This window comes from Paenibacillus sp. FSL R10-2736 (genome assembly GCF_038000245.1).
GTDB lineage: Bacteria > Bacillota > Bacilli > Paenibacillales > Paenibacillaceae > Paenibacillus_AQ > Paenibacillus_AQ phytohabitans.
The window spans coordinates 5,107,812-5,128,307 of sequence record NZ_JBBOBN010000001.1 but is presented as its reverse complement, the minus strand read 5'-3'; the positions used below and the strand labels follow the sequence as shown (position 1 = coordinate 5,128,307).

Here is a 20,496-nt window from a genome sequence, read left to right as displayed (position 1 = left end):
TTCAATGGTTTAGGAGTACTGTTTATAGCTGGAGGATTCTTCAGCCTGGGGATCTTTCCCGAGCCAGTGTGAGCCTGAATCCCGGATATCCTTTTTCCATACGGGGACTGAGACTTTAAGCGCCTCAATGGCGTAACGGCTGGCCTCATAACAGGTATCGCGATGCGGTGCGGACACGGCAATGACAACACTGGCTTCTTTGATTCCTACGAGTCCGATCCGGTGTGCAATTGCGCAGTGAGCCTGCCAGCGTTCTTGAATCTCGAGGCCTATCTCCTGCAGCTTCTTCAGTGCCATGGGCACGTAAGCTTCATAATGAAGGGCGGTTGTCTGCTGATCTCCAGTCATCTCCCTGGTCGTGCCGACAAAGAGGAGTGAGGCTCCGTGGTTAACATCCTGTACCTTCTCCAGGAGCAGCTCAGCCTTCAAGGGCTGATCAGTAATGCTGTACAGGCCGTCTGCTGTCTCGTCAGCGGCAGCTTCAGGTTCTCCGCCGGACACGGGCGGGATCAATGCCACCTCGGAGCTTTCGGCAATCTCTGTATCATCTGGGGCATATTCCCGGTCAACGGCAACCAGGGATACATTGATCTGCGGAGCAGCATCGGGATACGAAGCGGAGAGCAGTTCTTTCAGTTTGCCGGCTGTCAAAGGCGACTCATGGGCATGAAATGTCAGAGTAGAGGAGCCGATGACTTCGGCCAGACCCGCAAACAGTCGAATGGACACATGCATGATTAAATCACCTCGTAATTACATAAGTTAGGACAGCTTATAATGATTACAATATACCATAATGAGCCTGAAAATGTTATGCTAACTCTAGAAGAGCACAAGCCTGCCGCTTACACTATAAACGGCTGTACAAGTGGGAGGGAAGCAAGCTTATGAAGCCTGAGCCGCAAAGATTAACCATTCTTCATACCAATGACATACATAGCCATTTTGAAATGATGAGTCCTGTCGCGGCAGAGATTTCTGCAATGAAGGCTGCTGCAGGCGAAGGTCCGGTGCTGCTGCTGGATATCGGCGACCATATGGACAGGGCTGCCGTAGAGACGGAAGGCACGATGGGGCAGGCTAACATCGATATTATTAATCTGACCGGATATGATGCCGTAACTATCGGCAACAACGAAGGCCTTACCTTCTCACAGGAGATGCTCTCGGCTATATTTACCGGCATCCAGTGTCCTGTGGTGTGCTGCAACTTCCTGGAGTCTGCAACCGGAGAGCCTCCGCATTGGATGCAGCGCCATGCTATCCTGGAGAAGGACGGGATCAAGATCGGGCTGACCGGTGCCACGGCAGCGTTCACTTCTTTCTACTCCCTGCTGGGATGGGATGTGCTTGACCCTGAAGAAGCGCTGCGTGAGCAGTGTGAACTGCTGGCACCGCAAGTGGATATCCTAATCATTCTGTCTCATCTGGGGCTGCCCGCAGACCAGAAGCTGGCAGAGAATCTGGAAGGTGTACATGCCATTCTGGGCGGACATACCCACCACATGCTTGAGAAGCCGCAGATGATAGGCGGCACGGCTGTATGCGGCGCCGGCAAATTCGGCCGGTACCTCGGACGGCTGGTATTTGAGCGGGATCAGCCGGACGGAGTCTTCCGGCTGGCTGAAGGGGGATGTACCGCAGTCAATGGCGCGCTGACTGAAGAGATCATCGCTCCGGCGGCAGCAATTCACCTGCAGCGCGGCCGTGAGGTGCTGCAGGAGACCGTTGCCATCAGCGACCGCGGGCTGCCGCTCGACCTGCAGGGCGAATCACCGTTTGGCAACCTGCTCGCACAGGCTGTCCGCCGCTTCACGGGCAGCTCCTTCTCGCTTGTCAATTCCGGGCAGCTGCTCGGCTCCCTGCCGGAGGGTAATATTACGGCAGGCATGCTGCATGCCCTATGCCCTTCCCCGATTAATCCGTGCATTGTACAGCTCACCGGCAAGGATATCCGCACTGCGCTGGAACAGAGTCTAATGGAGGAATACCGCAACAAGGTAATCTACGGCTACGGATTCCGGGGGAATATGCTGGGCAGTCTGGCTGTCGACGGATTAAAAATCTTGTACGATCCAAGGGTCATGCCGTATGATAACGGTATTGCGATTTTTGTCGGCGGAGAGAAGCTGGAAGACGGACGGGAGTATAGCGTCGGCACGCTGGATATGTTTACATTCCGCACCGGGTATGAGAGTATAGCGAATGGCCGGGAGCCTGTCTATTTGCTGCCCCATTTTCTGCGCGATCTGCTGCGGATGGAGCTCCAGCGCCCGGGGAGTCTCGATGAGAGCGAAGTTGCCCGCTGGGTGAGCCTGGCCACCTGATTCATTCCGCAATTCATTCAAACATTAGAAGTCATAGCTGCACCAGGTTTCATTGACTAGATCAGGAGGATTATATGGATACAATTACAGCAATAATTCTGGCAATTGTAGAAGGAATAACCGAGTTTATCCCGGTATCATCAACGGGACACATGATTCTTACCACGAAGCTGCTGGGGTTTGACGAGCAGGATTCCATTATGAAAACGTATGAGATCGTCATTCAGCTTGGGGCCATTCTGGCCATTGCCATTGTCTACCGCCAGCGGATTCTGAATCTCCTGGGGATCGGCCGCAGCGGCAGAAGCAGAGGCGGAGTCATGCCGGCATCACGCCTGAACCTGATTCATGTGCTGCTGGGTATAGTGCCTGCGCTCGCCGTAGCTTTTTTCGCCCGTGATTTCATCAAAGGCCTGTTCGGCGCATCTACGGTTCTCTGGGCACTGGTGGCCGGCGGGATTCTGATGATCGTCGCGGAATGGGTCAACAAACGCAAGATTCGCGTGACCGCGCATGAGCTGGATGATCTGTCCTACGGGCAGGCGCTGGCGATCGGACTCTATCAGATCATTTCCGTACTCTGGCCAGGGTTCTCCCGTTCCGGTTCGACCATCTCCGGGGGGATGCTCAGCGGGGTCAGCTACAAGGCTTCGGCGGATTTCTCCTTCCTCATCGCGATTCCGATTATGTGTGCGGCCTCGGGCTATGAACTGCTGGATTCCTACCGCAATTTCACGAATGATACGATCTGGTATTTCGCCATTGGCTTCGTGATTTCTTTCGTGGTGGCCTATGTGGTAGTTGTTCTGTTCATGAGGATGATCCAGAAGATCAGACCGACCCATTTCGCGATTTACCGGTTCATACTTGCGGCTGTCTTCTGGCTGTTCATTATGCGTTAAGCTCACCCGGCTTAGCATCACCGGGCAAGAGAGGCAGTCTTACATACATCCGCTTGTCCGGTCGCTCAAGGTAACGGTATAGGCACAGCGTTTGACCCAAGGATTCCGAAGCAGAATAGCAATTTACCGTTAAAGGCAGGAGTGAGCCAAGGTGCGTTTAGTATCCGTGAATCGGCTTCAGGCGGGAATGAAGCTGGGTAAAAAAATTTATAATGATGAAGGACTGGTTCTGCTCGCTGATGGAGTAGAGCTTACTGATGCCCTGATCAAGCGGCTCGCTAGGATCGATATCGGCTATATCTATATAGAGGATTCCGTCACGGAAGATGTCGTGATTCCCGGAATGCTGCAGGATGAGACGCGAAATCAGGCGCTCAAGGTAATCAGAAATCAATTTCAGCAAATGTCCGGCGCTTCGGGAATTACCAAAGGCTTCTACCACCTGGATAAGAAATTCTCCAAAGTGATGGATTCCATACTGGACGATATGTCGGCTCAGGAAGATCCGATGATTATGCTGCTGGATATGCACACCGCAGACAACTATCTGTATGTGCATTCCCTGAACGTATGCCTCTACACACTGGTGCTTGGCATTGCCCATGGCTACAGCAAGGAAGAACTGCGGGTCATCGGACTCGGTTCGCTGCTGCATGACATCGGCAAGACACAGATTCCGGTCAAAATTGTTCAGAAGCCCGGGATGCTTAGTGAAGATGAATTCAAGCATATGCAGGCGCATACCGAGATCGGTTACCGGATTCTTAAGGAAGAGCCGAATATCCCGCTGCTCGCGGCCCATTGTGCACTGCAGCATCATGAGCGGATCGACGGTTCCGGCTATCCGCGCGGTCTGACTGGTCCGCAGATTCATGAATATGCGAAGTGGCTGGGTGTGGCGGATTCCTATGATGCGATGACCTCCAACCGGATATACAAAAAAGCCATGCTGCCGCATCAGGCGGTCGAGGCGCTGTACGTCGGCTCCGGCACGCTGTATGAGCAGAAGCAGCTGGAGATTTTCAGAGACCGTGTGGCGATCTATCCTCTGGGGCTTACCGTCAAGCTTAGCACCGGCGAGAGCGGTGTTGTGGTCAAGATTGATCCCAGCATACCGCACAGACCCGTTGTACGTGTGCTTAACGGCCCGGAAGGGGAACCGGTCACCCCTTATGAGCATGATCTTGGCAAAGCCCTCTCTGTGGTCATTGTTGATGTGACTGACGGGGGAGAGCTTATAGTGAAGAGCACTTGATTAGCGTTGTTAGCAGCGAGGAAAGAATACAGGTGTCCGCTTGGCTGCGGAGCTGTATTCTCAGCCTTGCTGTTTTTTTGAAATTAAAGCAAATAAGCGGAAGATGCGCAGTTTTTCGCTTGTCGTGGTATGATATAGCGTAAGTTATCGTTCTTTTTCAATTGTTTTGGGTTAATAATAAGGAATAAGCATTAAAGGAGCATTAAGAAATGAGTATATTAGAGCCATCATCATCATCAATACCTGTACAAGAGCTGTCGCCGGAGTACGATCCCTGGGATCCGATTACCTCTCTTCGCCAGCACGGGCGGCATGTGCTGACCAGCGTAGAGATGACGGTGACCAATCTGTGCAACATGCGCTGTGAGCACTGCGCAGTTGGAGACAGCCTGACTATGAAAGAAGGGGAGCTGCTGCCGCTCACCAATATGCTGCGCCGTCTGGAAGAGGTAGAGCATCTGCAGACCATCAGCATCACCGGCGGGGAGCCGATGTTCCGTGCCGGAACGGTGGAGAATACCATCGTGCCGCTGCTGAAATATGCACGTGAGCGGGGGATCCGTTCTCAGATCAACTCGAATCTTACCATGCCGTATTCCCGTTATGAGCAGCTGCTTCCATACCTGGATGTCATGCATATCTCTTTCAACTATGTTAACGGGGATGACTTCCATGAGGTGGGCTTCGCGAACAGCGGGCATCCGGTCTCGAAGGAAGCCGCCTACCGTCTGTATGACACCATGCTGGAGAATTCCCGCCGGCTTAGCAATGACGGTATGCTTATCTCGGCGGAGTCGATGATTAATTACCGTACGCATACCAAGCTCCCGCAGATCCACAAGCTGATCGGGGAGATGGGGGCAAGACGCCATGAGGTGCATCCGATGTATGCCTCCAGCTTCGCTTCGAAGCTGCCCGTATTGTCACTCCAAGAGATGAATGCAGCCATTCATTCCCTGCTGGATGCCCGGGACCCTGAGATGTGGATGCTGTTCGGCACGCTGCCGTTCTTCGCCTGCAGCTTCCTCGAGGAAGACCAGCAGCTGCTGCGCAGACTGCGCAGTGAGAAGAATGTTACTCTGCGCAATGACCCGGATGGAAGAAACCGGGTGAACGTAAATTTATTTACGGGCGATGTATTCGTAACAGATTTCGCCGATATTTCTGCATTTGGCAATATCAGCAGCACCAGGCTGGATGACATTTTCACCGAGTGGCAGACTAAGCATCCGCTGAATCAGAAAGTGAATTGCTACTGCGATGCCGCCGGCTGCTGCGGGCCCAACCTTCTGGTAGCCGATATGTATTATCCTGAGGTTGATTTCAAGACAAGAAAAGCGATCACTCTGTAGAAATGGGGCGTTATTATAGTGCATACGGAATTTGACATAGGAAGCTTAGTGCTTAATCTTTTGCTCGTTCTGGTGCTCGTATTATTGAATGGGATCTTCGTTGCGGCGGAGTTCTCGCTGGTAAAGGTCAGACAGTCACGTCTGACCCAGCTGGTCAGCGAAGGCAACAAAATGGCCGGGTATGCGCTGAAGGTCAATAAAAGACTGGATTCGTATCTGTCTGCCACCCAGTTCGGGATTACGCTCGCCTCGCTGGGACTCGGCTGGGTCGGAGAACCGGCGATCTCTGAGCTGCTGGTGGAACCCCTAATGTATCAGCTTGGCGTATCGGATCAGACCCTGATCTCTACGGTATCTGTGATTATCGGGTTCTCGATTATTACCTTCTTACATATTGTGCTGGGTGAGCTTGCACCGAAGTCCCTGGCGATTCAAAAAACTGAAGGCTCAGCGCTGCTGCTGTCCGCTCCGCTGATGTTCTTCTATAATGTGTTCCTGCCCTTCATCTGGGTGCTGAATGCGTCGGCTAATGCGCTGCTGAGGCTGGTTGGTGTTGAACCGGCCAGTGAAGCCGAAGCTGCCCACTCGGAAGAGGAGATCCGTATCCTGATGAATCAGAGTGCGAAGAGCGGGGTTATCGACAAGGACGAGATGAAGCTGATGGACAACATCTTCGAATTCTCCGATCTGCTGGCCCGTGAAGTGATGCTCCCGCGTACGGATATGGATGTACTGTACAGCAATCTCCCGCTGGAGGAGAATATGCGGATCATTACGGAAACGAAGCATTCCCGGTATCCGGTAGCCTTCGAGGATAAGGACCGGATTATCGGCTTCATCCATATTACAGATCTTCTCTTCGCACCGCTGGAGCAGCAGAATGACCTGGCTTCACTGGTCCGGCCGATTCTGAATGTGCCGGAATCGATGGAGATCAGCCATGCGCTCCGTCTGATGCAGAAGAACAAAGCCCAGCTGACCCTGGTCGTAGACGAATATGGCGGGACCGCGGGGCTGCTGACGGCTGAAGAGATCCTTGAGGAGATTGTCGGCGATCTGCATGACGAATTCGAGGATGAACGCCCGAGTGTGGAGCACAACGGAGAATATATTTCCGTTGAAGGCCGTATGCTGATCGAAGACGTGAATGATCTTACTGGCGTCATCATCGAGGATGAAGAAGTGGATTCGATTGGCGGCTGGCTGTTCAAGGAGCTGGAGGGGAATCCGTCCAAAGGCAAACAGGTGGTGGTCGGCGACGTCACCTTTGAGGTAGAGGAGTCCACCCGGCTTCGGATTACCCGGATTAATATTCACCGGGCGAATCCGCCGGAGTCCGCAGAGGATGCAGAAGATACGGAAGAAGATAAAGAGTAAGCAGGGCAATTGCTGAAATGAAGCAGTTAAAATGTAACAGGGTACATTGGCAGCCGCTAAAGGCTGCTGGTGTGCCCTGTTTTTTTGCAATTGCGTTCTGATATCCCTTAGAGCTGTCATAAATTAGTTACGAAGGTATCTATCAGATAATACATTCATGGAACGATGCTCATCAAACTTTGAGGAGGAATGAAACTTTGAACTCCCAGGAACGTGTATGGACACCGTATAGGGGACCGTTTGATCCCTGTCCGCCGGTGCCGTTCAAGACGTATGTAGTACCGCCGAACAATTCATTAATTTTCAGCCCCCGAATCTGCCGCAGTTCTCCCTGCCGGAAGCGCTGAAGTACGGAACGCTGTGGCCTGCGCTGTTCAGCCCGTATGAGTCCAAGTCCAAAGGAGGGAAGTAGGCGATGGAAGCAAATCCTTGCGAACCCCGCTATTACGAAATGCTGGAGCTTGCCAAACATCCGGAAGGCCACCGTTATGCAAAAAGAGACCTGTCTCCGAACATTAACTTTTTCATGAATGTACCTGTAACGCCTGAGGGCGGGTTAACGTTTGAGGATGGCGTATCGGGACCAGGATGTTATGTGGAGCTCCAATCCAGCTGCCATTCCATGGTGCTGATCAGCAATTGCCCTCAATTGAACAATCCATGCAACGCCTATAATCCTACGCCGGTCCAAGTGCTTATTTGGAACGAATAGAGCAGCTGGATTATATTGCATACGTTAACGAATACATTTGGCAGCCAGTCTAAGGACGGGCTGCTTTTTGGCGTGACCGGTAAAGAACTTCAATTTCAAAATATTATCACATCAGGGCTGGCTACATTTTCTAGAGAGTGCCCTTCACCTTACGCACCGCTATCCACATAGACAGGAAGGATCTGTTTCAAGTGAATATTGTTAGCGTTGGCGAGCAGGACAAGCAGGACCATGATCATAATAATCGGTCCTAGGAATTCGCTGCAGCGGACAATCCCTTCGATCGATCCCGCATAAGTAACTTATGTAATTAACAGCACCATCAGCAGAATAATTGATTTTATAGGCGTTTCTGGAAGGGGATAAATATAGAGCCCTTGACATTTGTTACATGCATCGTTAATATATCGATATATATAAATGTATTAATATATGGAAAGGGGGGCCTGCTATGAAGCTTGACGACAACACGCTAAAAAATGCGGTGAAAATATATAAAGCCCTCGGGGAGCCTACGCGATTGAAAATAGTTGCTCTGCTCAGCAAGCATGAGGAACTCAGCTGTTCCGGGATCGGGGAGCATTTGAACTTTCCGGGTTCAACTCTTTCCCATCATTTGAAGCAACTGCAGGAGTGCGGCCTGCTTGAACTGGTAAGAAAAGAAGGAACCTATCATATCTATAAGCTAAACCAAGCAACACTTAAAAATTATATTTCAGCAGAGTTTGAAATGTAATTTTTTTTGCTCAATAGATCGATATATTTAAATGTATTAAAGGAGGGATATCCGAGTAACCGTCCGCTTCATCTTATATCACTTTGGAGGTGTTCAAATATGTCAAGCTATACCTTAACAGCAGACAATAAGAAAATTACGTGGGGAACTTCTGTTGAGATTGCTCCGTTACTCCGTGCCAAGCCTTCTATTCTTACAGTGCAGGAGGATGGGAGCGTAGATTGGCGTCTTGCCGAGGGCGTATATGTAGCCAAGGATATTGTAAGAGAACTGGATATTTTATTGGAAGCTGTGCTGCTTAGACTTGGTGAAGCGGCGGATCACAGGCTGCTGCTGGATAATCTGCAGGCTAATCTGGCGATTGAGGGCAGAGAAGCGGATTTGCCGCTGGGTCAGCTGGAACTTACAGGAAAAGCCGGAGTTGAAGTGACCCGCCAAGCCAGACAGATTGGGGAAAAGCTGTCCCTTTGGGCCCGCGAATATAATGTGGAGAAGTCAGCTGCCAGACAGCATGACCCTCAAACGCTGGGAAATGTGTATTTCCGAAGCCATTGCGAGAACCATCTTTGGACGCACAGAGTAGCGGATTTATTGATGGGTCCGGCTGGAGGACCTGTTGTTATGCAGATGTTCAATGAATATTTGCACCAGTTCATTCTCTTAAGAGATGCGCTGCTTCCTTTTAAGAATTGGGAGGAGGTTCCGATTGAGATCAGGCAGGGGGCAGGCAGCGACAGAGGAGTAAGATTTATTGAACAACCGCGTGCCAAGTTCCTCACGGCAATTATGAGCAAGAAAATCACGCACAAAGCGTTGGTTGAATACGCACAAGGCTGGTTAAGTCCTGAATTATCCGCTGTGGGATACGGGTTCCAATACCGGCTGGGGACGATTCTTCCGGCGAGTCTGAACGGACATCCGGGAACTGCCCCGGGCTATCTTCTTCAGTGGTATCCCGTATGGACGGTTTCGGCGGATGCTGCAGGTGCAGCTGTGCCTGTTGCTTTCCGCTACGGGGAAGAGGAGTATTTTGCGGCACCGCGAAGCCAGGTCCTTGCGGGGGAAGCATGGAATCTGGCTCAGCCTGATCCACAGCAATTGCAGCATGTTACCGAAGCACGTATCGTCCCGATTACGGTTCAAGATCGTGTACTCCTTAACTATGATTTGGAGCTGGATGGGGTTACCTATCGGGTGGACCTGGGTCAAATCTTCAGAGGGCATCGCTTTATGTACCGGCCGAACGGTCAGGTTGAACCCGGGCTGCCAGCAAGCCCCGCAGAATATGCGGATATTACCGGACACCGTCCAGCAGATATTCTCGGCTTGCCGGGGCTGGTCACGGATAAGGAAGGCATCCATGTGATCTCCGCCGGAGGAAATCCGCTTGTGCTGTGGGCCTTGCTCGGGAAAATATACCCAGAGAATGTTGTTGTGTTAGACAGCCTTTCCGATCACGGGCTCCGGTCTGCCCAAAGTGCGGGAAAAGGATTTGGACCTAAATTTTTTGTCTTTTAGGAAATTCTGGACAGTGAAAAGTTCTTGTCGGCGGCTGCAGAAAGCGTAAGGTCAGATTTATCGAAAATGAACAAGACAATTTTGTTATGCCGTCAGACGGGGCTTTGAGTTGAGGGATTCACCTAACTACGAATTATCCGTATTCTATTACCAAGCTCTGTCCATGACTAAAACAGACGCAGAGGAAAAGAGGAAAATAAAGATAAGCGCGAGAGAATCGTCAATATAGCGGCTATATTTTAACGGGAACATAAAGAAGCCATTACAGGGCTGCTTTATGTTCCCTTTTTTGCGAAGGGGTTCTATTCCTCTCTGGAGCCGTCATAAATTAGTTAGGAAGGTGAGAGCTGGAATAATAAAGGTATACCATTAATCTATAAGGAGGAATGATCATTGAACTCCCAGGAGCGTGTATGGACGCCGTACAGGGGACCGTTTGATCCTTGTCCACCGGTGCCGTTCAAGACGTATGTTGTGCCGCCGAACCAATTCATTAATTTTCAGCCTCCGAATCTGCCGCAGTTCTCCTTGCCGGAAGCACTGAAGTATGGGACGCTATGGCCCGAGCTGTTCAGCCCGTACGAATCAAAGTTCAAAGGAGGGAAGTAGGCTATGGAGGCTAATGCTTGCGAACCCCGTTATTATGAAATGCTGGAACAACTGCAGGTGCTCGATTTCGCACTAGTTGAGCTGAATCTGTACCTGGACACCCACCCGGAGGATCTGAAGGCCATAGAGCAGTTCAATCAGTTGACCTTCGAACGCACCAAGCTGGCGAACCAGTTTCAGGAGCTTTACGGACCCCTGCAGAATTTCGGGCGCGCCTACTCCAAGTGTCCATGGGAATGGAGCCAGAGCCCTTGGCCGTGGCAAGTCTGAACCGTAGGACGGAGAACATAAAAGTCTGAGGAGGGGGAAGCACACGAATGTGGATCTACGAGAAGAAGCTACAATACCCGGTGCGTGTAGGCAAATGCGATGTGCGGATGGCGCGGTACCTGATGGAGCAATATGGCGGTGCGGACGGGGAACTGGCGGCGGCCCTACGTTACATGAATCAGCGCTATGCAATACCGGATAAGGTTATCGGTGTATTGACCGATATTTCGACCGAGGAATTTGCGCACCTGGAAATGATTGCTACGATGATATATAAATTGACAAAAGATGCAACGATCAGTGAACTCGAAGCCGCCGGGCTTGGCCCGAACTATGCACAGCGTGACCACGCGCTGTTCTACCAGAATTCAGCAGGGGTCCCCTGGACAGCTGCGTATATCCAGGCCAAAGGTGATCCGCTGGCTGACCTCTACGAGGACATTGCCGCCGAAGAAAAGGCCCGGGCTACATACCAGTGGCTGATCGATATGACGGATGACGTGGATCTGCAGGACAGCCTGAAGTTCCTGCGGGAGCGGGAGATTGTACATGCGCTGCGGTTCAAGGAGTCGGTACAGATCTTAATTGAGGAGCGGGATAAGAAGAGAGTGTTCTGAGGAAATCTTCTGAATAAAAAGACCAGCCGCTGGGCTTCCGGCGGCCTCAGATTGTCGAGAAACCCAGGCATTTAAAGACCTTGGGTTTCTTTTGTTTTTCAATGCCGGGCTGCGAACGGGAAAATGAGGAGTTATATAGCGAAACCCATGGAGTTATTTACAAATATTGAAGTAAGCCCCGCACACAAATACCCTTGAATTTCTCATAGCTTAGATCTACAGAGTATACTCTCCTGAAGTTAGAAGGGTGTTAAAGGTGGGTCTGCAGCAGGGACATTAAGCCGCGCTTCATACTCCACTGATGTCTCTTCAGGAAATCTATGTACGTTGAACCTGTTATCTGACAGGCCGCGGCGAAACCCTTTTAGAATAAGGTGCTTATCTTGCTCAAGTATGTAGGAGTTAAAGAAGTCTTTTACCATTCCTAATTTGCTGAGATTACTTCCTGACAGACTGTATAGTGTCTCTAAGATACTGTTCATCATTAATTACACTGGTCTATAACAGGCCAAGGTCTGTATAAGCATCGTAAGATGAATTTACCGCCTCTGATACTTCCTGAAATGACATTTCCAGCACCTCCAGTGAAATTATAGTATATGTACCCCATTGTTTGTGCCTGCCAAACGCATACTGGTAACACTAAAGATGATGGTTGAAAATATAGTAGGTACTGAAAATAAAGTATTAGACTCGGAAAATAAAGTTGTAGACTAAGAAAACAAAGTATTAGACTAGCGCGGACGCTTCATTAAGCTAACGGGCAGGTTAGCGTAATGAAACTTATCGAATGGTATTTTAACAATACTATTTAGATGTGATTATATCGGTTAACTATGCTTCGAAGACTATGATATAGTTCTGGTCATCGAACCACCGTAAGTTTGAAATCATCAACTGGTATTCGTGCTTTTGTAACTACACAAAAAAAGGTTATTGACTAATTGATACAAAACATATAGTATACACATAAAACTACACATGAAAGGAGTAGGTAGCATGATAAAGGGTGGTAGACCTCGCGAGTTTAAAGACGTTTCCGTCATTGACGCCGCTATGGATGCCTTCTGGGCCAAAGGGTACGAAGCGTGCTCTACCAAGGATCTATGTGATAAAACAGGAATTGGACGGGGCAGTCTATATAATGCGTTCGGCAGCAAACATGAGTTGTATGAGCAAGCGCTTCAGCGTTATCATGAGGTTGGAATTCAGGCACAGACCGAATTATTGGAGCAACCGGGATCTGTGAAAAACAAACTGCGTACACTGTTAGAATGGGCCGTTAATGCAGACTTTTCCAATCCGGAACACAGTGGCTGTCTTGCAATTAACGCTGCGATGGAGCGATCCGGTATTGACCCTGTTGTTGATCAGATGTTTAACCAACACGTTGAACTTCTCCAAGAAGTTTTGTGCCGTGTTATCGAATCTGGACAAAGTACAGGAGAGATTGCAAAGACTCGCTCAGTGCCAGAGTTGGTTAGCCTGTTCTTAAGCAGCTATTACGGTCTACGTGTTCTTAATAAAGGCACAAAAAATCAAGATATGGCCGTACATATCGTCAACGGTACACTGGCCGCCATTTTTTAGGCAGCTAGTGAGTTGACACTTTTTTTTGCTTAGTTTTGTACTGATCAATAAAAAAGTCTTGGGATAGGAGAGATAGAATGCCGATTGTCATCTATGTATTAGGTCTAATTATCTTTTGCATGAATACTTCTGAATTTATGGTTGCGGGGATGATGAATTCACTTGCAACAGAGTTTGGGGTTTCAGTATCTTCAATTGGATATTTAATTTCAGGCTTTGCAGCCGGAATGGTCGTAGGTGGTCCCTTACTGACAGCAGGTCTGTTAAGAACACCAAAGAAACAAGCTCTTCTGCTGGTGACGGTCCTTTTTCTAATGGGGCAAACCCTGGGGGCGCTGGCCTGGAATTATGAGGTCATGATGGTTGCGCGGATCATCACAGGAGTTGCCTCGTCGGCTGCTTTTGGTGTCTCGATTTCTCTCTCTGCCACGCTCACGAAGGAAGAATTACGCGGACGTGCTTCTTCTATCATTTTTGGCGGAATGATGATTGCCAACGTTATCGGTGTGCCAGCTTCAACCGTTATTGAACAAGTTTTTGGTTGGCGCATTAGCTTCTGGCTTGTCGCAGTTCTGGTGCTTTTGTCCGGAGTGATTGCATGGCGAGTGCTACCTGCATCATCTAGACCTGAAGCAATGCCGCTTCGAGGGGAGCTATCTGCTTTTCGCAACCGCAACTTATGGGCTGCCTATACAACCAGCTTTCTAATTATCGGTGCCACCTTCGCAGGATTCAGTTATTTTACACCGATATTCACAGAGATCACTGGCGTATCACAGGCGATGGTTCCACTTCTGCTGGTGATCTATGGCGCGGCTACGGTTGTCGGTAATCTGATTACAGGAAGATTGGCCGATCAATTTAACATGCAAATTATGTTCGGTGGGCTTGTCCTGTTGGTTGCTGCGCTCACCCTGTTTGCGCTAGGTGCGCAACATGAAGTCTATACCATCATTGCAATAGTTATCATTGGTCTGGTAGGTGTTCCCATGAACCCAGCCATGGTTACCCGCGTTATGCGGGCGGCAGGAAGTGGACTTATGGTCAGTACGGTCCATACGGCTGTTGTCACTTTGGGTGTGACTATGGCTTCCTCCATTGGAGGACTCACCATCAGCGCCGGATATGGTCTGGTCTCCCCATTGTGGGTCGGTGCGGTACTTGCCTTATTGGGCCTGCTGACGCTGCTGCCTTATGTACGTGAAATATTCCGTAATTCAGCTACAAATGGTGCTCAGAAAGAAAAATCCTACTAATACGAAAGAAGGTTGTAATATATGAAAATATCTATTATTGGAGCTGGAAATATTGGAGGTAATCTTGCTCGTCGACTGACAAAACTAGGACATGACGTATCTATTGCCAATTCGAGAGAACCGCAAACACTCTCGGAGCTTGCAAATGAGAGTGGCGTGAAGCCGAAATATGTTGCAGACGTTGCACGAGGAGCTGAACTTGTCATTATCGCGATTCCACAGAAAAGTATTCCTGCACTTCCAACAGAAATTTTGGATGATATTGCGCCGAATGCAGCTATTATTGACACAGGTAACTATTATCCGGAACGGGATGGTTATATTGAGCCCATTGAGTCGGGACTGACAGAAAGCCGCTGGGTAGAGCAACATGTAAAACGTTCCATAATCAAAGCTTTTAACGGAATATCCGCGAAAAATTTGTTGGAGCGAGGATTGTCTGTTGGGACACCCGGCCGTATTGCACTACCTGTTGCAGGTGATGAGCCCATTGCAAAAGCTATTGTTCTGCAGCTTGTTGAAGAACTCGGATTTGACGCAATAGATGCAGGAGGTTTGGATGAATCCTGGCGACAGCAACCAGGCACGCCAAGCTATCGTGAACACAACGCAGCCAGTCTTCGCCAAGCTTTAATGGAAGCAAGTCCCGAACGAAACGCTGAATTCAAAGCCTAAGTGAATCTTGGACGGGAGTTTGAGTGTATTTACGAATATTTGCGTAGGGACAAGAAAAGCCAGATATAAGTGACGTCATTCAATAACAATATTCATTACGCTAACGGGACACTTTAGTTGAATGACAACTGCGGCAGTCTAAGGCTTATTTATTAAAAGATGACGATTATCAAACTCAGAAGCCGTGTTAAATTAACAAATACAGTCTAACACTTTAATTTCATTTAACAATTATTTCAATAAAATCATGACTGATAACTTCGATGTGCAGAAGAATTCGCCCATCTCGAGATGATCGCTACCATGATCTATAAGCTGACCAAGGATGCTTCAATTAGTGAGCTGGAAGCCGCCGGGCTTGGCCTCAACTACGCGCAGCGGGATCATTGTTGTATTTCATACAGGAATCCTCGCGAACAGCCGGTTATTCTTGATCTAAAGCTGCAAAACGTACAACATTGTTGATACATAACTAAGGGGCTGTTCCAAAAGCCATGAAATGGCTGGTTGGATAGCCTCTTTTTTTCTGTAGCTAACTCCCTGCCTTTGTGCTGACCTGCCGTGCGTCCGGTGCCAGATAAGAACATCTGTGAGATAATACAGCTACTGATGTTCAATCTGGCGCAGGAAGCGGAAAGCGGAAAGGGGGGCATAATGGTTATGGCAATTGAACGGTGGCGCGGATTCATCCGGGCCTGGCAGGATTATCCCTTCCCGGAAGGGGCTGTGATTGGCGGACGTTATATAATAGAGGCTTTGCTGGGAGAAGGCAGCTACGGGCTGACGTACCTTACCCGGAGTCCTGAAGACGGGACGCCTCTGGCACTCAAACAGTCCAGACCCAGTAAGAAAGCGGTTGGCCGGGCGATGCTTGCCAGAGAGAGTACAATTCTACGGGTAATGGAGCATCCTAACATTCCGGCTTGCCGTGATTATTTTGAATATAAAGGCTCGAATTGGCTGGTTACCGATTATATTGCGGGGAAGACGCTTGAGGATCTGATCTTTGATGAACAGATCGTCTACGGTGAGCGGGAATGTCTGGCCACGACGCTGAAGCTGATGGAGCGGGTTGCCCATGTCCATTCGCGCGGATACGTTCACCTGGATCTGCGGATTCCCAATGTGATTCTCCAGAATGAAGACCTGTACTTAATTGATTTCGGATTGGCAGCAAAGATTGGAGAGGCGGATACCGTGCCAGGGCAGCTGAAGCCGAGAGAGAAAGGGCTGCCGGAACGTAGGTCGCCGGTGATTGCCTCGGATTTGTACGATGTAGGACAACTGATGCTGTTCATGTTGTATTCCGGTTATAAGCCTGTACGGGGAGGGGCGGAGCGGAGCTGGCGAGAAGAGCTGGAGCTGTCGCCGGGAATGCTACAGATGCTGTCCCGGCTGCTTGGGGAGCAGGAGGCCTATCCGGACACAGCTGTATTTATCCGTGAAGCCAGAGAATTGTATAAGAGTCTGCTGCGTTAATATCTGTTCAAAAAAAGGCGCCCTCAGCCAAATGCTGACAGGCGCCTTATGAATGTGTAGGAAGTAATCAAGCTGACATCAGCTTGAACTGCCGTAACGGTTCTTATAGTATTTATGTCCGGTTCCTCCGCGGCGGGCATCTGAAGAGGAATGCCGTTTGTATCCGTGGCTGCTGCTTGAATGCCTTCTGGAGACTGGCCTCCCTTTATTACTGCTCGAATGTCTGCGGTGTCCGCCATGTTTGGACTGCTCTACGGAGTGCAGGACTTTACCAAGAATTTTCTTGAACATCTTGTTTCCTCCTCTTAGGTTGTAGTAGCCATTGTACTGCGGCTTTAATCGTTAGTTACCCTTAACTACGGCCTCCGTACCCGGCAGGTTTCAATAAAAAATAAACCCCGTCCATTTGCGGCGGGGTTGTTTGTATACCAAGCGTAATGAGTGCAATGATAATGTTATTCAATATAACTCTTCATTGCCTGATACATATTGACCGCGTATTCGTCGATCTTATCGCGTGACATCCGCAGCCGGTCCACTGAAGTGCCATAGCCGATTTCCTGCTGTCCCTCCGCTAATCGCTGGAAGATTCCGTCCGTGAACGCATCTAACGGTTCGCCGTGGACATGCAGCCCGCTTCCGCCGAGATCCGTGTTCACTGCCGGAGGTGCAACTTCAATGACTTCTACAGAGGTGTCGGACAGCTGGAGCCTGAGACTCATGGTGAACGAATGAAGCGCCGCTTTCGTCGCTGAATAGATCGGGCCAATGGCAAACGGTGTGAAGGCCAGGCCGGAGGTGACGTTGAGGATAGCCGCCGCTTCCCGTGCTGCGAATAATGGAGCGAACAGCATAGCCAGATGAAGAGGGGCTTCAAGGTTAGTTGTAATTTCTTGATTGAAATAAGCCCAGTTGTTTCTCGCATCTGCTTTGAGTACATTGAAGCGCTGCTGGGTCCCGGCATTGTTCACTAACACATTCACTTCCGGATAGTTGGCGGTTACCCAGTCGAACAAGGCGATACGCTCGGATTCGATGTTCAAATCACTTACACGGGTAATCAGGCCGGGGAACTTGTCCTTGGCATCCTGCAGGACCTGTTCACGCCGTCCGGTAATGATGACTGTATTTCCGCCGCTGATGAAGCGTTCGGCAAAAGCGAGACCGATTCCCGAGCCTCCGCCAGTAATAAGGATTGTGTTTCCTGTAAGTTTCATTTTAGAACCTCTTCTCATTATTTTGATAAATAATTGGTATACCGTGCGATTTTCTTGTCGATGCCCTGCAATGATTCTGTCATGAGTGCAATTTCCTCCAGCACAGCCTGCTTGTGCTCCTGAAACATTTTAAGCCGGAGTTCAGTCGTGCTGTCCCCTTCTAACATCCAGTCCACATATTGCCTGATGCTGCTGATGGGCATATGCGTATTTTTCAGATAAATAATGATCTTAAGGAAAGCAATACGATTCTCCGAGAATATCCGCCTCCCGGCTTCATCACGCTCCAACTGTGGCAATAAACCCTTTTTCTCATAATAACGGATCGTTGATTCCGGAATCCCTAACTGGGCTGCAGCTTCGCTAATGGAAACATATTTCATCTGGAGACCTCCATGGGGTTGTTTACTTGTCGACAGGAATAGGATACGACTTAAACCATGGTTTAAGTCAACACAATTATTTTCATACTGCCGAAATATAGTTTTGAGATGAATTACCATTTTTGCTATAGTAAAAGAATGCGTTTGCAATAAATAAGAATTATCCAAAAATGGGAGGATTATTGAATGACAAAGACAGATTTCGCGGCGTACAGGTGGATGAATGAGGGGAACATCAGGTTTGAGGATGATGCTATTATATTAGAAGCCACTGCTAACAGCGACTTTTTCTGCAACAACGGTGCTATTGCCGAAGAAGGGCTTACCCCTGAGAGTCTGACCAATGCGCCTTTCTTCTATACAGAAGTGTCCGGTGATTTCGTGCTGCGGGTGAAGGTTAGCCATGACTTCCGGGATACCTACGATTCCTCTTCCATTATGGTGATGCAGGACCTGACGGTCTGGGCCAAAGCCTGCTTTGAGCTGACAGATTTCGATACCCACGCTGTAGTCAGTGTAGTGACGAACCAGACCTCGGATGATGCAAACGGCTGTAATATCGACGGCAATGAGGTATGGCTGCAGGCCGCCAGATCCGGGAATGCCTTCGCCTTTCATTATTCGACAGATGGTGTAAGGTTTGATATGATGCGCTTCTTTAACCTACCAGTGGGAGAAACGATCAAAGTAGGTTTATTGGCACAAGCCCCTACAGGCGAAGGCGGAGAGCGAATCTACCGGAATTTCACAATGGAGAACCGGACGGTCAAAAATATAAGAGCGGGTGAATAAGCTGTAACGAAGGTCTGGAAAATGTTTTAGCGTGCGCTGCCCTTTATCTGTCTCGGCCAGATGAAATAGGTAACGGTGATGATCAAGTCAATGCCGACTACAACCGACCATACCGTAAGGATGCTTAACAGCGCTTCCGTGCGGGCGGGATCGTCAATCCAGACGATGAGTCCATATAGAATGCCTGCGGCGAGCGCAAAAGAGAGCAGATGCTTCACCCAGCCCTTGAAATAATGCCGGGCGTGCTCCATACCGTACCGTTTGACCGGCTGCGCCCCTTGCTTGGTGACATAGTAGCGGAAGCGTTCGTCGGCCCAGGCGATCATGCTTTTGCCGAACACGATGGATACTGAGATATACACAGCTGCAAGCGCATGCGCTGTCGTAGCGGAAGCTCCCCCGGCCAGATCAACACCAGAGATGACTAACAGAATAATATCCAGCACCGGAGTCAGCGCCAGGAGTATCAGGCCCAGCGTGTTGCGCTTGAAAATATATCGTGCCGTGAAACCGGCAAGAATGACCACCCAGAATAACACTTCGCACGTAACAATTGCCCATGCTACCAGATTCATAAAGCACCTCTTGTCAGGATTATTTGTGGTAATAACGGAAGTATAGCAGCGAAATTTAAACAATACAACCGTATTGTTTAAATTGTGTTTCGTATTCTGCTTATGCTACAATATGGGCATGCCAAAAATAGTAGATCATTCAGAGCGAAAATCGAATATTGCAGAAGCGACCTGGCGTGTCATTATCCATCAGGGAATCAAAGGGGCAACTGTGCGTAATATTGCTGCTGAGGCGGGTGTGTCTCTGGGAGCGCTGCGCCATTATTTCTCCACCCAGTATGAATTGCTGGTGTTTGCCATGAATCTGGTGAAGGAACGGGTCACTGCACGGATCGTGGACATCATGCAGACAGACCTTCCACCCAGGGAACAGGTTGCCAGGGTGCTGCTGGAGCTGCTTCCTACGGATGACGGCAGCATGGCGGAAATGGAGGTATGGTTTGCGTTTATCTTCCATCTCAAGTCTGCCGGGGAACATAACGATGAGCATCATGATGCCATCTATCCCCTTATCATCCAGCTGATCGATTATCTGGACCAGCATGAGCTGCTTCGGCAGGAGCTGGATAAGGACAGTGAAGCGGAGCGGCTGTATGCCGTGGTCGACGGACTGGCCCTGCACGCCATGCTGGAGCCTGAAAGGCTGAATTCGCAGCGGATGATCCGGGTGCTGAACGTTCATCTGGATTCAATCTGCAGCAGCGCGCAGCCTCAGTAATTTGCTATATTGCTAGAGTTATGTTATAAAAAGTAGTGTATATTTTCGGGTTGTTACTGTTAAATCAGGCAAAACCGCTACCTTATCAAAGGTGTGGTTTTGCCTTTTCTTGTTTATTATGCAGTAATAGCTGAAA

The 20,496-nt window shown here is 49.5% G+C and carries 21 protein-coding genes and 3 pseudogenes; 19 read left to right on the top strand and 5 right to left on the bottom strand.

From position 1 onward, the window contains the following. Positions 1-9: 9 nt before the first annotated feature. The gene (locus NSQ73_RS22115) at positions 10-735 is read right to left on the bottom strand and encodes a molybdenum cofactor biosynthesis protein (protein WP_340988192.1); all 726 of its coding nucleotides are present in this window, start codon (positions 733-735) and stop codon (positions 10-12) included. Positions 736-887: 152 nt separating this feature from the next. On the opposite strand from NSQ73_RS22115, the gene NSQ73_RS22110 reads away from it, so the two are divergent. The 17 genes and pseudogenes from NSQ73_RS22110 (at position 888) to NSQ73_RS22030 (ending at position 16,675) form a co-directional block, all read left to right on the top strand. Next, the gene (locus tag NSQ73_RS22110; RefSeq protein ID WP_340988189.1) at positions 888-2,327 is read left to right on the top strand and encodes a bifunctional metallophosphatase/5'-nucleotidase; all 1,440 of its coding nucleotides are present in this window, start codon (positions 888-890) and stop codon (positions 2,325-2,327) included. A 74-nt stretch (positions 2,328-2,401) separates the two neighbouring features. Next, on the top strand, positions 2,402-3,229 hold the full coding sequence (locus NSQ73_RS22105) for an undecaprenyl-diphosphate phosphatase (protein ID WP_042211663.1): 828 nt from the start codon (positions 2,402-2,404) through the stop codon (positions 3,227-3,229). 151 nt (positions 3,230-3,380) lie between these two features. Beyond that, entirely contained in the window at positions 3,381-4,484 is a 1,104-nt protein-coding gene (locus NSQ73_RS22100; RefSeq protein ID WP_042135295.1) for an HD-GYP domain-containing protein, read from the top strand. Between the two features lie 209 nt (positions 4,485-4,693). Continuing rightward, the gene (gene yfkAB / locus NSQ73_RS22095) at positions 4,694-5,836 is read left to right on the top strand and encodes a radical SAM/CxCxxxxC motif protein YfkAB (RefSeq protein ID WP_076242709.1); all 1,143 of its coding nucleotides are present in this window, start codon (positions 4,694-4,696) and stop codon (positions 5,834-5,836) included. 18 nt (positions 5,837-5,854) lie between these two features. Beyond that, on the top strand, positions 5,855-7,213 hold the full coding sequence (locus NSQ73_RS22090) for a hemolysin family protein (RefSeq protein ID WP_445669580.1): 1,359 nt from the start codon (positions 5,855-5,857) through the stop codon (positions 7,211-7,213). 197 nt (positions 7,214-7,410) lie between these two features. Beyond that, positions 7,411-7,625 (top strand): annotated as a pseudogene (locus tag NSQ73_RS22085) (spore coat associated protein CotJA). A 39-nt stretch (positions 7,626-7,664) separates the two neighbouring features. Continuing rightward, positions 7,665-7,925: pseudogene (locus NSQ73_RS22080) on the top strand (DUF1989 domain-containing protein); the annotation flags it as partial. Between the two features lie 451 nt (positions 7,926-8,376). Next, positions 8,377-8,661, top strand: a complete 285-nt coding sequence (locus NSQ73_RS22075) for an ArsR/SmtB family transcription factor (protein WP_042135303.1) — start codon at positions 8,377-8,379, stop codon at positions 8,659-8,661. A 99-nt stretch (positions 8,662-8,760) separates the two neighbouring features. Further along, entirely contained in the window at positions 8,761-10,179 is a 1,419-nt protein-coding gene (locus NSQ73_RS22070; RefSeq protein ID WP_340988187.1) for a hypothetical protein, read from the top strand. 393 nt (positions 10,180-10,572) lie between these two features. After that, positions 10,573-10,788, top strand: a complete 216-nt coding sequence (locus NSQ73_RS22065; RefSeq protein WP_039306384.1) for a spore coat associated protein CotJA — start codon at positions 10,573-10,575, stop codon at positions 10,786-10,788. Between the two features lie 3 nt (positions 10,789-10,791). After that, the gene (locus NSQ73_RS22060) at positions 10,792-11,058 is read left to right on the top strand and encodes a spore coat protein CotJB (RefSeq protein ID WP_039306379.1); all 267 of its coding nucleotides are present in this window, start codon (positions 10,792-10,794) and stop codon (positions 11,056-11,058) included. A gap of 47 nt (positions 11,059-11,105) precedes the next feature. Beyond that, on the top strand, positions 11,106-11,675 hold the full coding sequence (locus NSQ73_RS22055; protein WP_340988184.1) for a manganese catalase family protein: 570 nt from the start codon (positions 11,106-11,108) through the stop codon (positions 11,673-11,675). 999 nt (positions 11,676-12,674) lie between these two features. Further along, positions 12,675-13,265 (top strand): TetR/AcrR family transcriptional regulator, encoded by a 591-nt coding sequence (locus NSQ73_RS22050; RefSeq protein ID WP_340988182.1) that lies wholly within the window; start codon positions 12,675-12,677, stop codon positions 13,263-13,265. Between the two features lie 77 nt (positions 13,266-13,342). After that, positions 13,343-14,521, top strand: coding sequence for an MFS transporter (locus NSQ73_RS22045; RefSeq protein ID WP_340988181.1), 1,179 nt, complete (start codon positions 13,343-13,345; stop codon positions 14,519-14,521). 21 nt (positions 14,522-14,542) lie between these two features. Further along, positions 14,543-15,196, top strand: a complete 654-nt coding sequence (locus tag NSQ73_RS22040; RefSeq protein ID WP_340988180.1) for an NADPH-dependent F420 reductase — start codon at positions 14,543-14,545, stop codon at positions 15,194-15,196. Positions 15,197-15,466: 270 nt separating this feature from the next. Then, positions 15,467-15,583: pseudogene (locus tag NSQ73_RS22035) on the top strand (manganese catalase family protein); the annotation flags it as partial. Positions 15,584-15,856: 273 nt separating this feature from the next. Next, positions 15,857-16,675 carry a serine/threonine protein kinase gene (locus tag NSQ73_RS22030; RefSeq protein ID WP_340988179.1) on the top strand — a complete coding sequence of 273 codons (819 nt, stop codon included), beginning with the start codon at positions 15,857-15,859 and terminating at the stop codon, positions 16,673-16,675. Positions 16,676-16,753: 78 nt separating this feature from the next. Here the strand turns inward: NSQ73_RS22030 and NSQ73_RS22025 are convergent, their stop codons facing one another. The 3 genes from NSQ73_RS22025 to NSQ73_RS22015 all read right to left on the bottom strand — a co-directional run bounded on the left by NSQ73_RS22025 (position 16,754) and on the right by NSQ73_RS22015 (position 18,275). Then, on the bottom strand, positions 16,754-16,966 hold the full coding sequence (locus tag NSQ73_RS22025; protein WP_042211670.1) for a hypothetical protein: 213 nt from the start codon (positions 16,964-16,966) through the stop codon (positions 16,754-16,756). 164 nt (positions 16,967-17,130) lie between these two features. Further along, positions 17,131-17,892: an SDR family oxidoreductase gene (locus NSQ73_RS22020; RefSeq protein ID WP_340988178.1), complete on the bottom strand. Its 762-nt coding sequence runs from the start codon at positions 17,890-17,892 to the stop codon at positions 17,131-17,133. A gap of 17 nt (positions 17,893-17,909) precedes the next feature. Beyond that, positions 17,910-18,275 carry a MerR family transcriptional regulator gene (locus NSQ73_RS22015; protein WP_340988176.1) on the bottom strand — a complete coding sequence of 122 codons (366 nt, stop codon included), beginning with the start codon at positions 18,273-18,275 and terminating at the stop codon, positions 17,910-17,912. A gap of 186 nt (positions 18,276-18,461) precedes the next feature. Here NSQ73_RS22015 and NSQ73_RS22010 point away from each other — a divergent pair, with 186 nt between their 5' ends. Further along, the gene (locus tag NSQ73_RS22010; RefSeq protein WP_340988175.1) at positions 18,462-19,067 is read left to right on the top strand and encodes a DUF1349 domain-containing protein; all 606 of its coding nucleotides are present in this window, start codon (positions 18,462-18,464) and stop codon (positions 19,065-19,067) included. Positions 19,068-19,093: 26 nt separating this feature from the next. On the opposite strand, the gene NSQ73_RS22005 is transcribed toward NSQ73_RS22010, so the two are convergent. Beyond that, entirely contained in the window at positions 19,094-19,642 is a 549-nt protein-coding gene (locus tag NSQ73_RS22005) for a hypothetical protein (RefSeq protein ID WP_171715635.1), read from the bottom strand. A 118-nt stretch (positions 19,643-19,760) separates the two neighbouring features. On the opposite strand from NSQ73_RS22005, the gene NSQ73_RS22000 reads away from it, so the two are divergent. After that, complete coding sequence (locus NSQ73_RS22000) at positions 19,761-20,360, top strand: TetR/AcrR family transcriptional regulator (RefSeq protein WP_340988173.1); 600 nt, start codon at positions 19,761-19,763, stop codon at positions 20,358-20,360. Positions 20,361-20,496: the final 136 nt, after the last annotated feature.

Bases quoted from the DNA above. Each gene is read 5' to 3' on its own strand.
- NSQ73_RS22115 (WP_340988192.1), bottom strand. From the start codon at position 735: ATGCATGTGTCCATTCGACTGTTTGCGGGTCTGGCCGAAGTCATCGGC.
- NSQ73_RS22110 (WP_340988189.1), top strand. From the start codon at position 888: ATGAAGCCTGAGCCGCAAAGATTAACCATTCTTCATACCAATGACATA.
- NSQ73_RS22105 (WP_042211663.1), top strand. From the start codon at position 2,402: ATGGATACAATTACAGCAATAATTCTGGCAATTGTAGAAGGAATAACC.
- yfkAB (WP_076242709.1), top strand. From the start codon at position 4,694: ATGAGTATATTAGAGCCATCATCATCATCAATACCTGTACAAGAGCTG.
- NSQ73_RS22075 (WP_042135303.1), top strand. From the start codon at position 8,377: ATGAAGCTTGACGACAACACGCTAAAAAATGCGGTGAAAATATATAAA.
- NSQ73_RS22070 (WP_340988187.1), top strand. From the start codon at position 8,761: ATGTCAAGCTATACCTTAACAGCAGACAATAAGAAAATTACGTGGGGA.
- NSQ73_RS22060 (WP_039306379.1), top strand. From the start codon at position 10,792: ATGGAGGCTAATGCTTGCGAACCCCGTTATTATGAAATGCTGGAACAA.
- NSQ73_RS22055 (WP_340988184.1), top strand. From the start codon at position 11,106: ATGTGGATCTACGAGAAGAAGCTACAATACCCGGTGCGTGTAGGCAAA.
- NSQ73_RS22050 (WP_340988182.1), top strand. From the start codon at position 12,675: ATGATAAAGGGTGGTAGACCTCGCGAGTTTAAAGACGTTTCCGTCATT.
- NSQ73_RS22045 (WP_340988181.1), top strand. From the start codon at position 13,343: ATGCCGATTGTCATCTATGTATTAGGTCTAATTATCTTTTGCATGAAT.
- NSQ73_RS22040 (WP_340988180.1), top strand. From the start codon at position 14,543: ATGAAAATATCTATTATTGGAGCTGGAAATATTGGAGGTAATCTTGCT.
- NSQ73_RS22030 (WP_340988179.1), top strand. From the start codon at position 15,857: ATGGCAATTGAACGGTGGCGCGGATTCATCCGGGCCTGGCAGGATTAT.
- NSQ73_RS22025 (WP_042211670.1), bottom strand. From the start codon at position 16,966: ATGTTCAAGAAAATTCTTGGTAAAGTCCTGCACTCCGTAGAGCAGTCC.
- NSQ73_RS22020 (WP_340988178.1), bottom strand. From the start codon at position 17,892: ATGAAACTTACAGGAAACACAATCCTTATTACTGGCGGAGGCTCGGGA.
- NSQ73_RS22015 (WP_340988176.1), bottom strand. From the start codon at position 18,275: ATGAAATATGTTTCCATTAGCGAAGCTGCAGCCCAGTTAGGGATTCCG.
- NSQ73_RS22010 (WP_340988175.1), top strand. From the start codon at position 18,462: ATGACAAAGACAGATTTCGCGGCGTACAGGTGGATGAATGAGGGGAAC.
- NSQ73_RS22005 (WP_171715635.1), bottom strand. From the start codon at position 19,642: ATGAATCTGGTAGCATGGGCAATTGTTACGTGCGAAGTGTTATTCTGG.
- NSQ73_RS22000 (WP_340988173.1), top strand. From the start codon at position 19,761: ATGCCAAAAATAGTAGATCATTCAGAGCGAAAATCGAATATTGCAGAA.